This window comes from Bacillus sp. N1(2025) (genome assembly GCF_053470005.1).
In genome coordinates, this window is the sequence record NZ_JBLTJB010000011.1 from 79,307 (window position 1) to 98,226 (window position 18,920).

General features: G+C 46.2%; 21 protein-coding genes. 9 read left to right on the top strand and 12 right to left on the bottom strand.

Translation table 11 applies throughout. The features are described from left to right. The first annotated feature begins 14 nt into the window (after positions 1 to 14). From thiD to ACNFN4_RS19135, 3 genes are all read left to right on the top strand, one after another. Positions 15 to 863 carry a bifunctional hydroxymethylpyrimidine kinase/phosphomethylpyrimidine kinase gene (gene thiD / locus ACNFN4_RS19125; RefSeq protein ID WP_100261619.1) on the top strand — a complete coding sequence of 283 codons (849 nt, stop codon included), beginning with the start codon at positions 15 to 17 and terminating at the stop codon, positions 861 to 863. Next, positions 844 to 2,079, top strand: a complete 1,236-nt coding sequence (locus ACNFN4_RS19130; protein WP_029974172.1) for an HAD-IIA family hydrolase — start codon at positions 844 to 846, stop codon at positions 2,077 to 2,079. The genes thiD and ACNFN4_RS19130 overlap by 20 nt, the downstream gene beginning before the upstream one ends. Positions 2,080 to 2,256: 177 nt before the next feature. Further along, the gene (locus ACNFN4_RS19135) at positions 2,257 to 3,219 is read left to right on the top strand and encodes an arsenic resistance protein (protein WP_029974170.1); all 963 of its coding nucleotides are present in this window, start codon (positions 2,257 to 2,259) and stop codon (positions 3,217 to 3,219) included. 57 nt (positions 3,220 to 3,276) lie between these two features. Here the strand turns inward: ACNFN4_RS19135 and ACNFN4_RS19140 are convergent, their stop codons facing one another. Then, entirely contained in the window at positions 3,277 to 4,326 is a 1,050-nt protein-coding gene (locus ACNFN4_RS19140; RefSeq protein WP_109566726.1) for an NAD(P)-dependent alcohol dehydrogenase, read from the bottom strand. Between the two features lie 159 nt (positions 4,327 to 4,485). Between ACNFN4_RS19140 and ACNFN4_RS19145 the strand changes: the two genes are divergently transcribed. Together ACNFN4_RS19145 and ACNFN4_RS19150 are read left to right on the top strand one after the other, a co-directional pair. Further along, positions 4,486 to 4,890, top strand: a complete 405-nt coding sequence (locus tag ACNFN4_RS19145) for a MerR family transcriptional regulator (protein WP_007409338.1) — start codon at positions 4,486 to 4,488, stop codon at positions 4,888 to 4,890. 226 nt (positions 4,891 to 5,116) lie between these two features. Next, a complete protein-coding gene (locus ACNFN4_RS19150) occupies positions 5,117 to 6,406 on the top strand; it encodes a Na+/H+ antiporter NhaC family protein (RefSeq protein ID WP_326232704.1) in 1,290 nt (429 codons plus the stop codon). A gap of 30 nt (positions 6,407 to 6,436) precedes the next feature. Here ACNFN4_RS19150 and pdxR (ACNFN4_RS19155) read toward each other — a convergent pair whose 3' ends face one another. Next, positions 6,437 to 7,819, bottom strand: a complete 1,383-nt coding sequence (gene pdxR / locus ACNFN4_RS19155; RefSeq protein WP_014417019.1) for a MocR-like pyridoxine biosynthesis transcription factor PdxR — start codon at positions 7,817 to 7,819, stop codon at positions 6,437 to 6,439. Positions 7,820 to 7,936: 117 nt separating this feature from the next. On the opposite strand from pdxR (ACNFN4_RS19155), the gene ACNFN4_RS19160 reads away from it, so the two are divergent. Then, positions 7,937 to 8,557 (top strand): FMN-binding negative transcriptional regulator, encoded by a 621-nt coding sequence (locus ACNFN4_RS19160; protein ID WP_021495040.1) that lies wholly within the window; start codon positions 7,937 to 7,939, stop codon positions 8,555 to 8,557. A 47-nt stretch (positions 8,558 to 8,604) separates the two neighbouring features. Here the strand turns inward: ACNFN4_RS19160 and ACNFN4_RS19165 are convergent, their stop codons facing one another. Then, complete coding sequence (locus tag ACNFN4_RS19165; protein ID WP_014417021.1) at positions 8,605 to 8,967, bottom strand: hypothetical protein; 363 nt, start codon at positions 8,965 to 8,967, stop codon at positions 8,605 to 8,607. Positions 8,968 to 9,163: 196 nt separating this feature from the next. Next, a complete protein-coding gene (locus ACNFN4_RS19170; protein ID WP_014417022.1) occupies positions 9,164 to 10,354 on the bottom strand; it encodes an MFS transporter in 1,191 nt (396 codons plus the stop codon). A 258-nt stretch (positions 10,355 to 10,612) separates the two neighbouring features. On the opposite strand from ACNFN4_RS19170, the gene ACNFN4_RS19175 reads away from it, so the two are divergent. Next, positions 10,613 to 11,191 (top strand): TetR/AcrR family transcriptional regulator, encoded by a 579-nt coding sequence (locus ACNFN4_RS19175; protein WP_021495037.1) that lies wholly within the window; start codon positions 10,613 to 10,615, stop codon positions 11,189 to 11,191. A gap of 77 nt (positions 11,192 to 11,268) precedes the next feature. On the opposite strand, the gene ACNFN4_RS19180 is transcribed toward ACNFN4_RS19175, so the two are convergent. Continuing rightward, positions 11,269 to 12,153: a DMT family transporter gene (locus ACNFN4_RS19180; protein WP_173613708.1), complete on the bottom strand. Its 885-nt coding sequence runs from the start codon at positions 12,151 to 12,153 to the stop codon at positions 11,269 to 11,271. Positions 12,154 to 12,279: 126 nt separating this feature from the next. Here ACNFN4_RS19180 and pdxR (ACNFN4_RS19185) point away from each other — a divergent pair, with 126 nt between their 5' ends. After that, entirely contained in the window at positions 12,280 to 13,668 is a 1,389-nt protein-coding gene (pdxR, locus tag ACNFN4_RS19185; protein WP_448200395.1) for a MocR-like pyridoxine biosynthesis transcription factor PdxR, read from the top strand. A 65-nt stretch (positions 13,669 to 13,733) separates the two neighbouring features. Here pdxR (ACNFN4_RS19185) and ACNFN4_RS19190 read toward each other — a convergent pair whose 3' ends face one another. From ACNFN4_RS19190 to ACNFN4_RS19220, 7 genes are all read right to left on the bottom strand, one after another. Continuing rightward, positions 13,734 to 14,033: a spore coat protein gene (locus tag ACNFN4_RS19190; RefSeq protein WP_014417026.1), complete on the bottom strand. Its 300-nt coding sequence runs from the start codon at positions 14,031 to 14,033 to the stop codon at positions 13,734 to 13,736. A 7-nt stretch (positions 14,034 to 14,040) separates the two neighbouring features. Next, positions 14,041 to 14,247 (bottom strand): hypothetical protein, encoded by a 207-nt coding sequence (locus ACNFN4_RS19195; RefSeq protein WP_014417027.1) that lies wholly within the window; start codon positions 14,245 to 14,247, stop codon positions 14,041 to 14,043. A gap of 18 nt (positions 14,248 to 14,265) precedes the next feature. Beyond that, positions 14,266 to 15,402, bottom strand: coding sequence for a zinc-dependent alcohol dehydrogenase (locus ACNFN4_RS19200; RefSeq protein ID WP_448200396.1), 1,137 nt, complete (start codon positions 15,400 to 15,402; stop codon positions 14,266 to 14,268). A gap of 18 nt (positions 15,403 to 15,420) precedes the next feature. Then, on the bottom strand, positions 15,421 to 15,789 hold the full coding sequence (locus ACNFN4_RS19205; RefSeq protein WP_014417029.1) for a spore coat protein: 369 nt from the start codon (positions 15,787 to 15,789) through the stop codon (positions 15,421 to 15,423). Positions 15,790 to 15,806: 17 nt separating this feature from the next. After that, positions 15,807 to 16,052 carry a hypothetical protein gene (locus ACNFN4_RS19210; RefSeq protein WP_007409324.1) on the bottom strand — a complete coding sequence of 82 codons (246 nt, stop codon included), beginning with the start codon at positions 16,050 to 16,052 and terminating at the stop codon, positions 15,807 to 15,809. A gap of 150 nt (positions 16,053 to 16,202) precedes the next feature. Beyond that, positions 16,203 to 17,417, bottom strand: a complete 1,215-nt coding sequence (locus ACNFN4_RS19215) for an MFS transporter (protein WP_072177221.1) — start codon at positions 17,415 to 17,417, stop codon at positions 16,203 to 16,205. Continuing rightward, positions 17,414 to 18,451, bottom strand: a complete 1,038-nt coding sequence (locus ACNFN4_RS19220) for an ROK family protein (protein ID WP_014417031.1) — start codon at positions 18,449 to 18,451, stop codon at positions 17,414 to 17,416. Before ACNFN4_RS19220 ends, ACNFN4_RS19215 begins: the two co-directional genes overlap by 4 nt. A 146-nt stretch (positions 18,452 to 18,597) precedes the next feature. Between ACNFN4_RS19220 and ACNFN4_RS19225 the strand changes: the two genes are divergently transcribed. After that, a complete protein-coding gene (locus tag ACNFN4_RS19225; protein ID WP_014417032.1) occupies positions 18,598 to 18,852 on the top strand; it encodes a maltose acetyltransferase domain-containing protein in 255 nt (84 codons plus the stop codon). The last annotated feature ends 68 nt before the right edge of the window (positions 18,853 to 18,920 follow it).

Genomic DNA, 18,920 nt, shown 5'->3' on the forward strand with positions numbered 1-18,920 from the left:
AGGAGGAGTGTAAGTTGAAGGATATTTATAAAGCGCTTTCGATTGCTGGGACTGATCCTTCCGGAGGGGCGGGAATTCATGCGGATTTAAAAACATTTCAGGAACAAAAGGTATATGGAATGGCTGTTATTACATCAGTTGTTGCACAAAACACACTTGGTGTGAAAAGTTTTGAGGAGATGTCTCTTCAGAATATATCTCAGCAAATAGACTGTGTCATGGATGATATAAAACCGGATGCTGTCAAAACCGGTATGCTTGCAAGTATAGGAATTATTGAATTGCTGGCAGAAAAGTTAAAAGACGCAAATATTCAATCGTATGTGATGGATCCGGTTATGATTGCTAAAAGCGGACATCATCTGCTCCATAAGGACGCCATTGATCATTTGAAGAAATTATTAATACCCCAAACAACTGTTATTACACCGAACATTCCGGAAGCGGAAGTAATCATCGGCAAATCAATCGAGACTGTACAGCAGATGCGTGATGCGGCGAAAGAAATAGTGGAGGTATACGGGGCAAAAAGTGCTGTCGTAAAAGGGGGGCACCTGAACGGAGAAGCCCGTGATATTTTGTACTTTGACGAGGATTTCGAGGAATTTGTTTCTCCCCGCTTTGATACAAAGCATACTCATGGAACAGGATGTACATTTTCAGCTGTGATAACTGCAGAGCTGGCAAAGCAGCACAGCATACCGGAATCAGTGGCAACTGGAAAGGAATTCATTTCAGCAGCCATTAAACATCCCTTAGGAATCGGGAAAGGACAAGGCCCTACAAATCATTTTGCGTATCGCTCAACTATTAACCAAGAGACACCGCTTAAGGAGTGTTACGATGATCTCCAAGAATTATGATGTATTTTTATTTGATTTAGACGGAGTGATATATATAGGAGATAAAGCTTTACCAGGAGCTGTGGCCTCTTTAAAACGACTCCGTGAAGAAAAGAAAGCCATTCGCTTTTTAACGAATGATCCTTGTGTTACAAGAGAAACGATTGTGAAACGCCTTCATAAACTGGGGATTTCAGCAAGTATTGGTGAAGTGTTTACTGCGGGGTGGGCAACAGCTGATTACCTTGTCAGTGAAGGAATAAAGAAGGCATATATATTGGGAAATGACCAACTTAAAAGTGAAATTCAAAAGGCCGGTATTGATCTTACGGAAGATCAGGCGGAGGCTGTTGTCATTGGATGGGATCAAAATATTACATTTCAGGATGTGCATAAGGCAGTAAACCTCATCCGCTGCGGAGCTTCATTTATCGCTGCAAACGGGGATAAAACATTTCCTGCCGCTAACGGACCAGCTCCCGCGACAGGCGCTATAGTCGCGGCTGTTAAAACAGCAGCTGCTGAAGAGCCGATGATAATTGGAAAACCGGCGTCTTCAATATTTGAAAAAGTACTAGAGCCTTTTGAGGATAAAGAGAGATGCGTTATGATCGGGGATACGCCTGAAACAGATATTGTCGGAGCAAACCAAATAGGCATAACTTCCGTATTAGTTTCTGATCAAAATACTTTATTTCCTGCAAAACATGATTTTAGAAATCCGGATGTTGTGATCCGCGATCTGAAAGACTTGTTCGATAATGAAATAAAGGCAGAAGTACGGAAAAAACCGGATTTCCAATGGACAGAACAAGTGAAAGCCGGAGTCGCTGGAATTATAATGAAAGAATCAAGTTCCGTTTTATTAATGAAGCGTGCTGATAATGGTTTATGGGGCATTCCTTCAGGCCATGTGGAACCTGGTGAAACAGTTGAACAAGCAATTATAAGAGAAATAGAGGAGGAAACTGGATTAGTGGTGAAAGTCTCTAAAATGATAGGCGTTTATTCTGATCCGAGTTCACAAACCTTTATATACCCTGACGGCAGAGTCAGCCATTTTATTACCAATTGTTTTCAATGTGACGTCATCGGCGGCACTTTGAAAGAGTCCACAGAGGAAGCCATGGAAATCAGATATTTTGATATCCATGAATTACCTGAACATCTCTTGCCGATGCACCCGAGATGGCTGGATGATGCTTTGGAAATGAAAGAGAATGCTTTTATTCGATAAGGAACAGTACGCCAAAAGAGTTATTTACAATAATTAACGTTTCTCAACCCGTATCTCTCGGCCGCGTTCCAAAAACACCAAGTGTCACAGACCCTTGGTGTTTTTTAATTCCGGCAGGACCTTAATGCAAGAGCGGCAGAAAAGAAGGTATAATGGGCGGAGAAGAGGTGTCAGCCAATGAAAATAACCAGAGAGACATTAGAAAAACAGCAAATTTGGATATATGGTGTGACTCTTGTGATCGGAGGAATAGCGGGGATCGCCGGGAAAGATTCAGGACTTCGCTGGGGATGGACGATATCACCGTTTATCGCTGTTCTCATGTATGCCATGTTTGCCCAAATCCCATTCTTGAAGCTGAGGGAAGCCATGTCAAACCTCAAGTTTATGGCGGCTTTACTGATCGGTAATTTCTTAGCTGTACCTGTCGTTGTATGGGTGTTAACCGCCATTTTTCCTCAATCTCCTCCTATATTATTAGGGGTTTGTTTGGTATTGCTTACACCTTGTATTGATTACGTCATCGTCTTTACTCAGCTCGGCAAAGGAAATGAGAGATTAATACTGGCTTCCACGCCGGTTTTGTTCGCCGTTCAGATGGTATTGCTTCCGTTATACCTGTGGCTGTTTATCGGGAAAGAAGTGATAGGAGCTGTTCATGCGGGACCGTTTCTGGAAGCATTCTTATTGTTAATAGCGGTGCCGCTGCTGGCGGCGGTGATGACTCAATTATGGGCTGATAAGAAGCCGGCGGGAGAAAAGGTGCTGGAATGGACGACGTGGCTGCCTGTTCCTTTTATGGCTCTGGTCTTACTGGCGGTCGTCGCCACACAAATCGGCAAGGTCATCAGTGATGCTGACATCATTATACGTGTGATCCCAATCTATCTGTTATTCCTGCTCATTATGCCGTTTGTTTCCCGGTTTATCGCAAATGCGTTCCGTCTGGATACAGGTGAAGGAAGAGCATTGATCTTCAGCACGGGCACAAGAAATTCACTCGCAGTCCTTCCGTTAGCGCTGGCTTTGCCGGATGCTTGGGCCCCATTGGCCGCCGCTGTTATCGTCACACAGACGATTGTTGAGCTGATAGGCGAATTGGTTTATATAAAAGCGGTGCCCGGATGGCTGCTGAAATAAAAAATAATCTGAACAGAAAAAAACATACCAATAGATATTGGTATGTTTTTATGAGAATTATAAAGTTGCAATGTCAATGACGAAACGGTAGCGGACATCGCTTTGGAGAACCCGTTCGTACGCTTCGTCGACTTGATTGGCCGGTATCACTTCAATTTTAGGAGCAATGCCGTGCTCGGCGGCGAAATCAAGCATCTCCTGAGTCTGCGGAATACCGCCGACGAGTGAACCCGCAATGCTGCGGCGGCCCGTGATTAAAGAGAACACACTGTATGAATCCGGCTTAGCGGGCGCCCCCACATTTACCAATGTACCGTCAATGCGAAGCAGAGATAAGTAGGCATCTACGTCAAGGTTCGTGGATACTGTATTTAAAATAAGATCAAAACGTCCGGCCAGCTCAGTAAATGTATCCGGATCGCTTGTTGCAAAGTAATGATCGGCTCCAAATTCAAGCGCTTCGTCTTTTTTGTTCATTGAGCGGCTGAGGACGGTGACCTCTGCGCCTAAAGCGTGCGCGAATTGAACGGCTAAATGTCCGAGCCCGCCCATTCCGACAATCGCCACTTTTTTGCCGGGGCCGGCATTCCAGTGTTTCAGCGGAGAATACGTGGTAATGCCCGCGCACAATAGCGGGCTGGCAGCATCCAAATCTAGCTGATCGGGAATCCGGACAACGAATCTGTCAGTGACAACTATTTTCTGGCTGTAGCCGCCGTATGTAGGGTTTCCGTCGTAGTCCAGGTTATTATAAGTCTGAACAACGCCTTTTGTGCAATATTGTTCGTCTCCGTTAAGGCAGTATTCACATTCCCCGCAGGAGTCTACAAAACAGCCGACACCCACACGGTCGCCGACGGCAAATGTGGTGACGTCTTCACCCACGGCTTCCACAACTCCGGCAATTTCGTGCCCGGGAACCATCGGAAAGATTCCGCCGCCCCATTCATCGAATGCGCTGTGGATGTCTGAGTGACAAATCCCGCTGTACTTAATATCAATCAGGATATCGTGCGGCCGTAATGCTCTTCTCTCAATCGTCGTCCGCTCAAATTTAGCTTTTGCATGCGGAGCGCTTAATACACGAGTCGGATGATTATTACACATGGTTATCTTCCTTTCCAAGATAAAGTGATGAATCCTTTGTTCGGTTTTACTTTAAATGTTAAAGCGGACTTTAAGTCAAGGAGTTTGGTTTATTTTTTTATGAAATGATATTCTATAATGGCACGCTTATGAAAGGTATGAAGGACGGGTGGTAAGAATATGAAGATTGCGCAGGCTGCAAAGCAGGTTGAGTTATCAGCCGCAACGCTTAGGTATTATGAAAGTATAGGACTGATTCCTCCGGTAAAACGCGATGAAAGCGGCATCCGCGATTATGACGAAGATGATGTGAATTGGATTCAATTTATAAAATGCATGAGAAGTGCCGGGCTGTCGATTGAGGCGCTGATTGAATATACCGCTTTATTTATTGAAGGAGCCGATCATACGATCGAACCCCGAAAAAACATCCTGATAAATGAAAGGAAAAGGCTGACGGAGAAACAGAGGGAAATTGATGAAACCATAAAACGATTAAACAGGAAGATTGAGGATTACGAAGATATCCTTGAAAATGAAGCGAAACTTAAAAACAGATTGAAAGCTGAATGTATTTCTGAATGAAGAGAAGGTGTCCCGGACGCCGGGCCGCATGAAATGTACCAAGGGAAACGAGCCTTGGTTTTTTTATTTTTTAAAGAGAGGAAACAAAACAGCTTTTTTTTCTATCTTATCAATCATTACTTATCCTTTTTTCAGCTTGACTTTTTCACTGCAGACTTTTAAAGTGTGAAATGTTGCTTAGACTGTGATTAGCGACTTTAATGCTGAAAAGAGGTGGTTTACCCAGATGAACAATAAAAAGAACCCTTGGGCGTTATTGCCTTTAGTCTTATTCGTAGGGCTTTTTGTCGGCTCTGGTCTGGTGACCGGAGATTTTTATAAATTGCCGATCCTGATTGCCGCGATCATTGCGTCAGCTTTTGCGCTGTTATTTAACCGGAAGAAATCGCTCAATCAAAAAATAGAATGGTTCGCTTCCGGTGCGGGACATCCTGATATTATCATTATGGTTATGATTTTTATATTGGCAGGTGCCTTTGCTTCAGCGGCTGAAGCGATGGGAGCGGTGCATTCAACTGTCAATCTTGCTTTGAGCGTTATTCCGCAGCAGTTTTTGCTGCCGGGGCTGTTTATCATTGCTTGTTTTATTTCTATATCGATGGGAACATCAATGGGCACGATTGCGGCGGTTGCGCCGATCAGCGCGGGTTTGAGCGGAGAGCTTGGCATCTCCGGCGCGATTACAATGGCGGCTGTGGTCGGCGGAGCTATGTTCGGAGATAATCTTTCTTTTATTTCCGATACGACCATCGCGTCAGTCCGGACGCAAAAAACACAAATGATGGATAAATTCAAAACGAACTTTCTGATTGTTTTGCCTGCTGCCATTGTGACTGTTATTATCTTATTTTTTATTCCGGCAGGCCACGCCGGCCATACGGGTGCTGAATCTTACAACTGGATTAAGGTGCTTCCTTATATCGCCGTGTTGGTTTTTGCGTTAATCGGTATTAATGTGATGGCTGTCATATTCGGCGGATTGATTTTGACGGGAATCATAGGGTTAGCGTGCGGCAGCCTGACGTTTGATTCTTATTTTAAGGCGATTACGGATGGAATTGCCGGAATGAGCGATCTGATCATCCTGTCCATGCTGATCGGCGGGATGGTCGGCGTGATGAAACAAAACGGCGGGATCGACTTTTTACTGGAGTTCATCACGAAACGAATCCGTTCGAAAAAAGGAGCCGAAGCCGGCATTGCCGGACTGGTCAGCGTGACGAATCTGGCTGCGGCCAATAATACGATCTCCATTATCGCAGCCGGGCCGATTGCAAAGAATATCGCTGATAAATTCAACATCGACAACAGAAAATCGGCAAGTATTCTGGATATCTTTTCGTGTATGATACAAGGATTGATTCCTTACGGCGCGCAGCTGTTATCAGCCGGGAAATTCGGGAATATTTCACCCGTCAGCATCCTGCCATACTCTTTCTATCCCGTTTTCATCGGAATCTGCGGCATCGCCGCCATTATATTTGGACTGCCGAAATTCACAAGAAATACGAAATAAAAAAAGGCGCCGTTCGGCGCCTTTTTTCTTTCATGTCAGCCAAGCATTTCTTAAAAGCTGTACGCCATGTGTGATCTGATCCGTATCGAGATGGGCGAAACCCAGCTTTATGATCGGCGGTTCGGGTTTTTCGGCAACAAAATAAACGGCGGTAGGATATACCTTCACTCCGTACTGAAAAGCGCGTTCGATTAATGTTTCTTCTGTATAGTTCAGGTGAACTCTCACCAATATATACAATCCCGACTGCTCGCCGATGATCGTCACATGATCGCCGAACTGCTGCTTTACATGTGAAATCAAGTGCTGCATTTTGCGCTTATAAACAATGCGCATGCGCTTAATATGGCGGGTCCATTCACCGGCCTTCATCAATTCAGCCATGGTCAGCTGGTTAAGCGAAGAAGCGGTGCTTTCGAAATGAATAAACCTTTTTTTATACCGGTGCAAAATGCGCTGCGGCAAAACCATATAGCTTATGCGGATGCCCGGAAGAAAGGATTTTGAGAAATTCCCCAAATAAATCACCCGGTCTGATTGAATGGAAGCAAGAGCGGGAAACGGCTGCTGTGTATAACGGAATTCACTGTCATAATCATCCTCAAGAATATAACCCTCTCTATGATTCACCCAATTGATCAGAGTTTGGCGCTGCTGAATGGACATGCTTACGCCGTAAGGGCTGTGATGGGAAGGGGTCACATAGATTAATTTTTCTTTCATTGCATGTAATTGAGAAAAATCAGCTCCGTTTTCATAGACAGGCATCGTCTCCAGAGAAAGCCCGTGAAATTGAAAAGCCGCTCTGGCACCGTCAAATCCCGGGTCTTCAACGATCATTCCCGAAAAATCCTCTTTCAGAATCCGGCTGAGATATATCAGCATCTGCTGGGTGCTGCTGCCGATGATAATGGAATCCGCATCTGTTTTCACTCCGCGGGATTCCAAGAGATAAGCGGCAATTTGTTCACGCAGGTCTCTCTCGCCGAACGGTTCACCGTACAGAAAGCTTTTCTCTGATGTCAAAACTTGATTGTATAATTTTCTCCATGTTTTCAGAGGAAAATGATTTTGATCGACGGCTCCGGCACGAAAATCAATCAGGATCGGCTGAGTTGATTCGGTTTTCTCAGCGTAAACAACATCGTTTTCTTGTTGAAATAAAGAAGGTTCTACTTCATTTGCAAAATAACCTTTGCGTGTTTCTCCGCGAATGTATCCCTCCGCTAAAAGCAGATCATAGGCCATCAGCGTTGTATTACGGCTTACCCGCAGAGAATCTGCCAGCTCCCGAATTGAAGGCAGCCGCTCATCTGCCTGAATATTTCCCTGCTCAATCAATGTTTTAAATTGCTCGTAAATTTGTTTGTATTTCGGGGTATCGCTTTCGAAAGCGAAAATCATATTTTTCATCAGATGTTCTCCTCTGACATGTATATTTATTCAAAACTGTACCTTTTTAAATGTCAGTTGATATCTTATTATAGCGGAAAGCGCTTTATCAATCCATGTTCAGAGAGGAGAGTTTTTATGTATATTCCCGCTCCATTTCAGCTGAGTGAAGCTGAAGCGTGCGATGTAATTAAAGAGTATGGTTTCGCAGCATTGTTTTCAACGGCGGAAGGCATGCCGTATGCAACCCACCTGCCATTGATGATGAGTAAGAATAACGAATGCTTATACGGTCATTTTGCATTGCCGAACCCCCAATGGAAAGAGATTGATGGCCAAAACGTGTTAGCCGTTTTTCAAGGGCCTCATTGTTATATCTCGCCTAAATGGTATGAGACGAATCAGGCTGTTCCCACATGGAATTACGTGGCGGTTCATGTTTACGGAGAGGCGGAGCTTTTGGATGAGGAAGAAACCGTGCAGTCGATGAGTGATCTCGTATTGAAATACGAAAGCCCCGACAGCCCGTACAAATTAGAGGATGTCGATGCGAAATTGCTGGCAGGCATGAACAAAGGGGTAAAAGGCTTTAAAATCAAAATCAGCAAAATAGAGGGGAAAGCAAAGCTGAGTCAAAATCATTCAGCCGCAAGACAAGGGCTGGTCGTGCAACAGCTCAAACAGATTCCTCATACAAACGAACAGCTCATTTCCGGCTTGATGGAAGAAAACATCAAACGGATCACTGCGAACAACTGACAAGCATATTAAAAACATACCGGCAGCATGCGGTATGTTTTTTCAGGTTACGAAGCTTTTCTCAGGATGAATAACGACTCAAACAGCACATAAATCAACGGCGCCATTAAAATGAAGAAAGAATGAAAAATAGCATACGGTATGAGGAAGTAAACGATAAGTTTCAATAGAATGGAAGACGTTTTATTCAATGTCCAGCGGTTTTTCAAGATATCAGTCATACAAGCTAAAACAAGGCCGACCGTCAAATATCCGGCTGCGATGTAAAGATAAATAAAAAGGTAAAACGGGTAAGAAGACAACGGCGGTGTGTCTTCCTGTGTCATTTTTAAACCCACATAAAAGACCAATAAAAAGCAAACGGACGAAACGAGAGCTAACAAAAGGTGTTTATATAAATACTTCTTCATGTGTTCACCTGCCTATGGCGCAATTATTTCTTAACATATTATGACATGGTTTTACCGTTTCTGCTATGTGAGCGGGGCGTAAAGAATCAATATCATCTTTTCATGAATCCGGATTTTTTGTTCGGATGGATGTAAAGAAGAATACACCAAAAAAAGCTGTCAGCTTGGTCCTGACGGCTTATTTTTGGTGAAAGGCTTATTTCTCTGTGGTGAAATAAAGCAATGCTATGACCGGAAAAGCGATTCCAATCCATAATGTGATACTCCACCCGCCTGAGGCGTATGCCCATCCTCCGATTGATGATCCTATAGCACCGCCGAGAAAGAAGATTGCCATAAATAATCCGTTTAATCGGCTGCGAAATTCAGGTGCCAACGAAAAAATGGCACGCTGACTGAGTACGAGATTGGCAGATACCCCCATATCCAACAGGATAGCAGCGGCCACCAGAACTGCTATTCCGACGGGGGAGCTGCTCTGAATCATGAGCGGGAGTAATAAAGAAACGATGACAACACCGAGAGCGATTCCGGTGGCAAGCCGGGTCAAGCCGCGATCAGCCAGACGGCCGCCTATCGGTGCAGCCGCTGCACCCGCAATGCCCGCTAATGCATACAGCGCGATTGCCTTTTGAGAAAAATGAAAAGCAGGACCGGACAATAATAAAGGCACAGTCGTCCAGAATAAGCTGAAAGCGCCAAATACAAACGCATGATAAATGGCACGGCGGCGTAAGACCGGAGTCGTGCGCAGCAGCTTCCACATTGAACCGAGTAAGACGGTGTAGCTTGTGTTTGCTGTTGGTTTTCTGGCAGGAAGCACTTTTGATAAGATGATTGCCAGGACAACACTTAACGCGGCGGATAAAGCAAATATGGCATTCCACCCCCATATATCAGCGACCAGGCTGGATATCGGACGGGAAAGCATAATACCGAGCAGCAGGCCGCTCATCACATTGCCGACAACCCGGCCGCGTGCGGCGTCTGGCGCAAGGTATGATGCGAACGGAACTAGCACTTGGGCTGCGATGGATCCCAGTCCGATGAAAAACGCAGCGGTTAAAAACAGTGTTCCATGCTTCACAAATGCTGTCAGTGTCAAAGCGGCTGCGCTTAGAAGGAGTGATACAACGACAAGTTTTTTGTTTTCGATAATGTCTCCCAAAGGGACGAGAAACAGTAAGCCGGCAACGTATCCGATTTGGGTCAGCGTGACAATCAGTCCGGCGCTGCTTGGAGAAAGTCCGATTGCCGCACTAATGAATCCTGCCAAGGGCTGTGCATAATAAAGATTAGCGACAATGATACCGCATGCCGTTGCGAGAAGAAGGGTTAAACCAGGTGAAATTCCCTGATCTGCTGTCTGTTTGTTTTCTTTAGCCATATGAATGAACTCCTTTTTAAGTGGTTTTTATGATGCTTGATAAATGATTTGCTGATTCATCTCCTTTACGCAGAGGCTTTTGGAGTCTGTGTTTCATCAAGATTTCCCTCAAGTTATTTTGTAAACTAAACGTTTAGTTTTATTATAAGCAAATGATATACTAAACGTTCAGTTTTGTAAATGGGTTTCTGTTTTCTTTTTTTATACAGGTTAAGTATACTGAACGTATCGTTTATAATTCGGGAAGGAATGATTCATGTGCAGAGTAAACGAGGACGGCCGCGCGATGAAGGAACACATAAGGCGATTCTTTCTGCAGCCTATGACCTATTGTTGGAAAATGGCTTTGACGCGGTGACAGTCGATAAAATTGCTGAGCGTGCCAAAGTGAGTAAGGCAACGATTTATAAATGGTGGTCAAACAAGGCTGCCGTTATCATGGACAGCTTTCTTTCGACCGCTACGGACAGACTGCCTGTGCCCGATACAGGATCAACAGTGCAAGATATATTGACCCACGCCACGAATTTAGCAAGGTTTTTGACGAGCCGGGAAGGAACCGTTATTAAGGAATTAATCGGTGCGGGGCAGCTGGATGCAAAATTGGCGGAAGAATATCGCACGCGATTTTTCCAGCCCCGCCGCCTCCAAGCGAAAGGCCTTCTGGAAAAGGGAATTCAAAAAGGTGAATTAAGAGAGAATCTTGATATTGACGTAAGCATCGATCTCATTTACGGACCGATTTTCTATCGCCTGTTGATCACAGGTGATGAGGTGAATGATTCCTATGTGCATGATCTGGTGATGAGTGCGTTTAAGGGAGTTCAGCCTGCCTGAAAAATACCCGGATCATGTGAAAGAGATGCAGACTTTTGCTGCCTATGGGCGGAACATAATGAAAAGGCCGAACAAGTTCATTGTTCGGCCTTTTCTGATTGATTTGCGAACCGCCGGGCGGCCGCCACGCAAGCGATAACGCCGACATTCACCGCCGCAAGTTCCCATCCCGCTTTTTCATGGAGAATCATGGCGGCCAGTAACAGTCCGAAGAAAGGCTGCAGAAGCTGCAGCTGTCCGACCGCGGCGATGCCTCCCTGGGCGAGTCCGCGATACCAGAATACGAAGCCGATCAGCATGCTGAATATTGAGACATATGCAAGACTGAGCAGTGCGGGCGCGCCGATGTTTGACCATGAGTCCGGCATGAAGCAGAAAGACAGGATGAACATAAGGGGAAGCGATAAAACGAGAGCCCAAGAGATCACCTGCCAGTTGCCAAGCCGCCGGGAGAGGCGGGCGCCTTCGGCATAACCGAGACCGCACACGATAATCGAAGCGATCATGTACGTATCACCGAGCGGAGAGGATTCCCCTCCTTGCAGCAGAGCATATCCGGCTACGAGGATGCTGCCGGCAGCCGAGAAAATCCAAAAGACCGGTCTGGGCCGTTCGCCTCCTCGCAGTACGCCGAAGATCGCCGTCGCAAGCGGGAGAAGCCCGATGTAGACAATGGCATGAGCGGATGTGACATGCTGAAGCGCTAATGCTGTAAGCAGCGGGAAACCGATCACGACGCCGAGCGCTACTGTTATTAATGAAATGATGTCGCTTTTGGCAGGGCGTTTCTCCTGAAAAATCAGGAGCAGAGCGCCTGCCAATATACCGGCTATCGCGGCGCGGCATACGGTGAGAAATACCGGATCAAAGTCCGCTACAGCCAAGCGGGTCGCGGGAAGCGAGCCGCTGAAAATGAGCACGCCGATAAATCCGTTAATCCAGCCGTTTGCGGCCTTATTCATTCCAATCACTCCAATATATATTTCTAAACCCATTTTCAAAGTTTATAATGACTATAAACTGAAATTGGCCTTATACAAATGGCCAGTTTTTATAAAAAGAAGAATGCCAGTTTGGAGGGAATAAAAATGGATATCACGCCATTTTTAAATAGAGATCTGGATATTCCGCTTTATCAGCAGCTTTATCGGCATTTTAAGGAAAATATGCATCAGGGCCGTATTCCTAAAGGACTGAAGCTTCCTTCAAAAAGGCTTTTGTCAAGTCAGCTTTCCGTCAGTCAGACGACTGTGGAGCGTGCCTATGAACAGCTTGCCGCCGAAGGCTATATTGTCAGTAAGCCGAGAAGCGGATGGTTTGCCGATTATGACTCGGACGCCGTCTATGTGAAAAAGCCGGGCGCTTCGCCTGTTCAAACAAAGGCGAAGGAAGACCGCCAATGGATTGATTTTCACTACGGCACTGTGGATGCCGCTCATTTTCCTTTTTCGGCATGGCGCAAAAGCATGGTTGCAAGCTTAGATCAATACGGGCATGAGCTGTATCGGCCCGGGGATGATTTGGGCGAGCTTGAACTGAGAACGCTCATTTCAGAATACTTATATCAGTCGCGCGGCGTGAATTGTCTTCCTGAACAAGTGATAGTCGGCGCCGGAAACCCTGCTCTTTTGCAAATGCTGTGCAAAATATTTGAAGCAAATCTATCCATCGGATATGAAGATCCGGGTTATCCGAGAGCGAGGGAGATTTTTAAAGCCAATCACATGAAGATCATTCCGATACCCGTCGATAATGAAGGAGTCTGTATCCGGAAGCTGAATGAAGAGCGGCCGCGTCTTGTATATGTCACGCCTTCTCATCAATTTACGTTAGGAATGATTATGCCGGTAAACAGAAGGATTCAGCTGCTGAAATGGGCGAAGGAACATCAATCGTTCATTATAGAAGATGATTATGACGGTGAATTCCGATACACCGGCCAGCCGATCCCATCATTGCAAGGGCTTGATCAGCATCACCGTGTTATTTATATGGGAACGTTTTCCCAATCTCTGCTTCCTTCGCTGCGCATCAGCTATATGATTCTTCCTTTGCCGCTTATCGAAAAAGGCAGGGAAATCGCTTCTTTATATAAGCAGACCGTCTCCTGCCACAGTCAGCTGACGCTGGCTCAATTTATCAAAAGCGGAGAGTGGCAGAAACATATTAACAGAATGAGAAAGCTGTACCGGAAAAAAAGAGCGGTATTATTAGAGGCCGTGCGGCGCGAGCTGGGACAATACGTCAGGATTCGCGGAGAAAATTCCGGGCTGCGGATTTTACTTGACGTTCAGCTGCCTTTCAGTGAAAAAGAGCTGATTGAAAAGGCGGAGGAACAAGGAGTCAAAATCTATCCCGTGTCTCTCACCTATCAAAAACAGCTCCCTGAAAAAACAGTTTCTCTCGGTTTCGCGGGGGTTTCTGAAACCAATATACAAGAAGGTATAAAAAAACTGAGAGCCGCCTGGGCGCTGTAAAAGGCAGCTCACAGTTTGAAATACTGAAGCTTGAGTCAGGGGTGCAGTCTCAGCAGCAAAACGATTTATAGGACGGGCAGGCGGAGCGCCGTATCAATATTTTGCAAATTGAGCCGGACTTGTTCATTTGTGTTCCACGGGTGATACCAGCCTTTTTCCATCATATAGCGTGAGATTTGCTCGTGCATGTCAAGGGCTTCTTCTAAGTGCCGGGTGAGGATCGCTTTCACTTCAGGCGTTCCGGCTTCCGTCGCCGCCATCGCATAGTTTCTGACACCGCTTTTTGCCGAATTCAATAAATCCATTGCGACAATTTGGTCTGTCAGTGCATTCATTCCCGTCAAGTATTCAATAATCGGATTCATTCGTGATTCATCTCCTCATTTCATGCTGTGCATCAGATAAAATCGAGGCAAATTCCTGCAATTGCCTTGTTGATGTATCCACATCCTGCTGCATGATTTCTTTCAGCTGCGGATCGGATACGAGCGCTTTCATGGTTTTGGATTTCGTCAGGCAAAGGGACTTAAAAGAAGCCATCTCCTGAATTTCAAGTAATTCATGTAAGGCGCTGGCCATTTCTGTAGCCTCCGTTCTTTAAGGTTTGAGTACAACTTTAATACAATCATCTGTTTTCGTGTCAAACATCTCATAGCCGTGCTTCGCTTCACTGAGCGGAATGACATGGCTTACAACATCGCCCGGATCAATTTTGCCGGTTGACACCAATTCAAACATATACGGCATATAGTGGATGACCGGAGCTTGTCCTGATCGGATATTGACGTTCCGCTGCATGATATCGCCAAGGGGAAACCCGTTGTATCTGCCGCCGTACACACCCGTAATCTGGATCGTTCCCCCTTTTCGCACCGCTTGGGACGCGATGACCAATGCGCTCATCGCCCCGCCTTGAAGTTTTAAACCGCTGGCGAGGAACTCAAGGTCTGTCATTTTCCCGTCCATGCCGACGGCGTCAATGACCACGTCGGCGCCGCCTTTGGTGATTTCCTTCAGGTAGCTGCCTGTATTTTCGTGGTCTTCGAAGTTCACGATTTCCACTTTATTCGTCCGTTTCGCATGCTGGAGACGGTAGTTGACATAGTCTACGGCTATTACGCGTTTCGCTCCCTTTAACCAGCAGAATTTTTGAGCGAAAAGGCCCACGGGCCCGCAGCCGAGAACGATAACTGTATCGCCTTCTTTTACGCCGTCATTGTCGACGCTCCAAAAGCCGGTTGTCATCGCATCGGAAATAACACTCAGTTTCTCATCCGGTTCTTCGCATGTTTCGGGAACTTTAAAGTGGGTAAAGTTCGCAAATGGAACGCGCAAATATTCGGCCTGGCCTCCCGGATAGCCGCCGGCATTTCCTGAATAGCCGAAATAAGCGCCTATATCGCCGTTCTCATTTGATTGATCACACTGGCTTTCCAGGTGATTCTTACAATAAACGCATTCTCCGCAGGCGATATTAAAAGGAATAATGACGCGGTCGCCTTTTTTGACTTTCGTCACGCCGGGACTGGTTTCTTCCACGATGCCCATCGGTTCATGGCCGATGATGTAGTCTTCCTGCAAATTCGGGATGAGTCCGTGGATTAAATGTAAATCTGATCCGCAAATTGCCGTACTTGTGACTTTTATAATCATGTCATCGTGTTTTTCAATCTTCGGATCAGGCACGTCTTTGACAACGACGTTTTTCACTCCTTGATACGTTACGGCCTTCATGCTGTAATACCTCCAGTGTTAGTGTTCATCAGGTGTGCGGTCAAACATCCCTTTTCTGTTTGTTTCAACGGGAAACAGGTTCATGCTTCCGACCATGAGGGTATTTTTTGCAGAGAGCTGATCCAATTTATACTGTTCGCTCAAATCATGCGGGTGAAACCACTTTTTGCTGACCATCAAGTCTGTTATCTCCTGATGCATCGCGATTCCCTGCATGAGCTGTTTGCGCAGCAAAGCTCTTACATCAGGTGAAGCGGTTTCTGTTAAAGCGACGGCGGTATTTCTGACGCCTTCTTTGGCGCGTATGAGAAAATCCATTGCGAATGTCATATCCGCAAGTTCAGGGACATGTAATGAATTGATCGGATCTAAATGGTCATGATTCAATGATGCTTACCTTCCTTTCAATTGATGATCGAAGTCGGCCGGTTTTGAGGAACGGGAGCCTGAAACGTTGCCCGTTCATAAACCGCCTGCAGATCAGCCAGGTCTTGAGAGGCTTGCTGAACGTCTTTTTCCATTAACGTTTTCAGATCCTGATCAAACACAAGCCCTTGCATGAGCTTGGATTTCGCTACACAAAGCGTCTTGAAGTTAATGATTTCATGTAAGTCCAGCGACTCGTGAGCCGCTAATTCACGCTTTTCCATAATCGTCTGAAACCTCCCTTTCTAAAAATACGTAATTAATTTCCCCTGAGAAAAGAGCTCTAGTCTTACAAATTTTGTTTGTAAGAAAAAGCGGAGAAAAAGCCTGACGGTGCATCAAAAAAAAGAGGAAGCACAATCGCTTCCTCTTGTTCACATGGAATGGCTGTTGGTGTCATGAACGTTTTTCTGATGCGCGGGCGGTTTTGCCGCGCGGGAGACGAGCCCGCTGAGCACGATGCCGATCAGTACGATGATCAGTGCTTTAACAAGGCCGAATTCTTCACCGAGCAGTCCGAGAACGGGAGGGCCGACTAAGAAGGCGCAGTAGCCGACGAAGGAGATTGCTCCGACCCGCTTAACTGCTCCTTTCGGGTCATCGCCGGCTGCGGAAAGGCCGACCGGGAAGCCGAGGGAGGCGCCGATTCCCCAAAGAAAGACGCCGATTACGGCTGCTGTGAGGTTTCCGCTGAAAATTACAAGGGAAAGTCCGATGACACTGACGGCGGTGCAGAGACGAAGAACGGGCACGCGTCCGTACCGGTCCAAAAATGCCCCGCCAAAGATGCGGGCGATCAGCATAGCGGTGAGGAAGACCCCGTAAACCGCCGTGCCTTGCGCGTGCGTCACGTGAAAACCATCCGTCATGGTGAGCGGAAGCCAGTCATTGGCCGACCCTTCTGCGAAAGCCATTCCGAGCACGATGAGCCCGATCAGCAGTGTGCGCGGCTCTGTCCAGACGTTTTCCGGCTTTTCGCTTGAGACTTCCTGCCGCCTTGAGACGGCATCTTCTTTCCCGGTGTCCTCCGGCAGAAACCGGAAGAAAGTAAAAATCAGGATAAACTCAATTCCGGCAATGAGCAGCAGGTGAACGAGCACGGGAACCTTGAATAAAATAGCGAGAGAGGAGAGTCCCGCGCCTATCAATGTGCCGGCGCTGAACGATGCGTGCAATGCGGGCATCATGGTTTTCCCGGCGGCGTGTTCAAGGGCGGAACCATCTACATTAAGGGCCACTTCCGCAAGTCCGTAGCCGAGCCCGAAGATGATCAGTCCGGCAAATACGATGCTTTTGAAAGCGGCAAAAACACCTGCGCTGATGACGAATATCCCGATAATGACAATCAGAACACTGATCAGAGCTGCGAATCTGGTTCCCTTCCGCGAGATGATCCGGCTGGCGCTTAACAGACCGATTAATGAGCCGCATGCAAGGCCGAAAATAATCAATCCCATCACTGAAGTCGAGGCTTTCAGCGTTTCTCTGACTTCAGGCGTGCGGGAAATCCAGGATGAGAAAGCAAGTCCGGGCAGCGAAAAAATAAAAAAAAGGGAAAGTTTCCATTTTTGAATGCCCTGTTTACTCATGAAATCAGTTCCCTCTCTGCCAAATGAAGCGGAAAACGCAGAGATTTTAATGTGATGGCAATCAATCCTTTTTGATAATAGGGCTGGATGTCATCTATGAGAATCAGCTCGGGCATGTGTTCTTTCGGGACAAAAGCGGAGCATGCTTCATAAACCTGTTCCATATCCAATCCCTTTGATAATTCTCCGATAAACGCAATGGCCTGCGGATTGATGATTGAAATCATGGCGCTTGTCATCTTAACAGCCAGTTCCGGAAAAGAATCAGGTGAATAGAGCTTTTCAAGCTGCTGCTTCCGTGTCGTTTCAAATGGAATATAAGAAATTTCTCCGGCGAATTGCGTATTGCCTTTGACTAAGCGCCCGTCTATAACGAAGCGCGCTCCCGGAGGGTTGTCTTTGACAAATGCGGCCATGGCGATGGTTTTCGGGACGGAATATTGCTGATCGCGATAAAATCCGTACAAAGCGTAATGCATCTCGTTTTCTACATTGACCTTGACAGAATGTCTGGCTTCAAGTCTTTCCTGCATCGGGATATCACACAGCTCTTCAGTGTCACAAATGCCGATGATGCCGTGGCTGACCACACCCTGAACCCCCATGCCGATCGCCTTTATATTGGGAAACCGCCTTATCCATTCGTCAGTAAGCCGTTCGATGACGTCATAATTGATGACATCATAAAAGTGGCTGTCTTTTTCAATATAGTCACCGTGCCAATCTGCCAGCGCGACGTCAATCGAATGGACGCCGCCTTCTGTTTTAACGGATATGCCGAGTACCAAATGACTGTCCGCATTTAACGTAAACTGCCTTGCTTTTCTTCCGCCTGTTGAGGCGCTCGGTTCCAGTTCCATAACTTCGCCGCGTTCTTTTAATTCATGTAAAATGTTTCCGCACGTGGCGGCGCTGAGCCCTGTTTGTTGAGAGAGAAAGGAAATGGTGGCCGCATCCGTTTTCAGCAGCGCTTCAATGATTGTTTCTTCATTCGTTTTTTTTACAATGGATGTATTATTAATGGTATTTGCCATGATTCTGCACCCCTTTATTAATCACTTTTTAAAAGACTTATTAAAAGTAGTTTAAAATATACTTACCGAATCAGTCAAGACGGGTTAACATTGTTTTCAAGCGGAGAATAAACAGAATATCCTTGCTGAAAATGGAGGCTCGACACATGAGTTCTGATAACAAAATCTATTATGAACGCGAAACGGAAGAGCTGAGGAAGAAAAACATCCGGGCGCATAGGCTTGTCCGGGAATTAAACGACGCCGATCCGGAAGCGTTTGAAACAAAAGAAGCGCTCATCAGAGAATTGTTCGGGACGGCAGGGGAAAAACCGGGCATCGAGCATAACTTTCACTGTGATATCGGAACCAATATTCATGTCGGTGATCATTTTTATGCCGGCTGTAATTGCACCATTTAGACATGGCTGACGTGCGAATAGGCGATAACTGTATGATAGGGCCGAATGTCGGGATCTATACAGCCGGG

Bases quoted from the DNA above. Each gene is read 5' to 3' on its own strand.
- ACNFN4_RS19130 (WP_029974172.1), top strand. From the start codon at position 844: ATGATCTCCAAGAATTATGATGTATTTTTATTTGATTTAGACGGAGTG.
- ACNFN4_RS19135 (WP_029974170.1), top strand. From the start codon at position 2,257: ATGAAAATAACCAGAGAGACATTAGAAAAACAGCAAATTTGGATATAT.
- ACNFN4_RS19140 (WP_109566726.1), bottom strand. From the start codon at position 4,326: ATGTGTAATAATCATCCGACTCGTGTATTAAGCGCTCCGCATGCAAAA.
- ACNFN4_RS19145 (WP_007409338.1), top strand. From the start codon at position 4,486: ATGAAGATTGCGCAGGCTGCAAAGCAGGTTGAGTTATCAGCCGCAACG.
- ACNFN4_RS19150 (WP_326232704.1), top strand. From the start codon at position 5,117: ATGAACAATAAAAAGAACCCTTGGGCGTTATTGCCTTTAGTCTTATTC.
- pdxR (WP_014417019.1), bottom strand. From the start codon at position 7,819: ATGAAAAATATGATTTTCGCTTTCGAAAGCGATACCCCGAAATACAAA.
- ACNFN4_RS19160 (WP_021495040.1), top strand. From the start codon at position 7,937: ATGTATATTCCCGCTCCATTTCAGCTGAGTGAAGCTGAAGCGTGCGAT.
- ACNFN4_RS19165 (WP_014417021.1), bottom strand. From the start codon at position 8,967: ATGAAGAAGTATTTATATAAACACCTTTTGTTAGCTCTCGTTTCGTCC.
- ACNFN4_RS19170 (WP_014417022.1), bottom strand. From the start codon at position 10,354: ATGGCTAAAGAAAACAAACAGACAGCAGATCAGGGAATTTCACCTGGT.
- ACNFN4_RS19180 (WP_173613708.1), bottom strand. From the start codon at position 12,153: ATGAATAAGGCCGCAAACGGCTGGATTAACGGATTTATCGGCGTGCTC.
- pdxR (WP_448200395.1), top strand. From the start codon at position 12,280: ATGGATATCACGCCATTTTTAAATAGAGATCTGGATATTCCGCTTTAT.
- ACNFN4_RS19190 (WP_014417026.1), bottom strand. From the start codon at position 14,033: ATGAATCCGATTATTGAATACTTGACGGGAATGAATGCACTGACAGAC.
- ACNFN4_RS19195 (WP_014417027.1), bottom strand. From the start codon at position 14,247: ATGGCCAGCGCCTTACATGAATTACTTGAAATTCAGGAGATGGCTTCT.
- ACNFN4_RS19200 (WP_448200396.1), bottom strand. From the start codon at position 15,402: ATGAAGGCCGTAACGTATCAAGGAGTGAAAAACGTCGTTGTCAAAGAC.
- ACNFN4_RS19210 (WP_007409324.1), bottom strand. From the start codon at position 16,052: ATGGAAAAGCGTGAATTAGCGGCTCACGAGTCGCTGGACTTACATGAA.
- ACNFN4_RS19215 (WP_072177221.1), bottom strand. From the start codon at position 17,417: ATGAGTAAACAGGGCATTCAAAAATGGAAACTTTCCCTTTTTTTTATT.
- ACNFN4_RS19220 (WP_014417031.1), bottom strand. From the start codon at position 18,451: ATGGCAAATACCATTAATAATACATCCATTGTAAAAAAAACGAATGAA.
- ACNFN4_RS19225 (WP_014417032.1), top strand. From the start codon at position 18,598: ATGAGTTCTGATAACAAAATCTATTATGAACGCGAAACGGAAGAGCTG.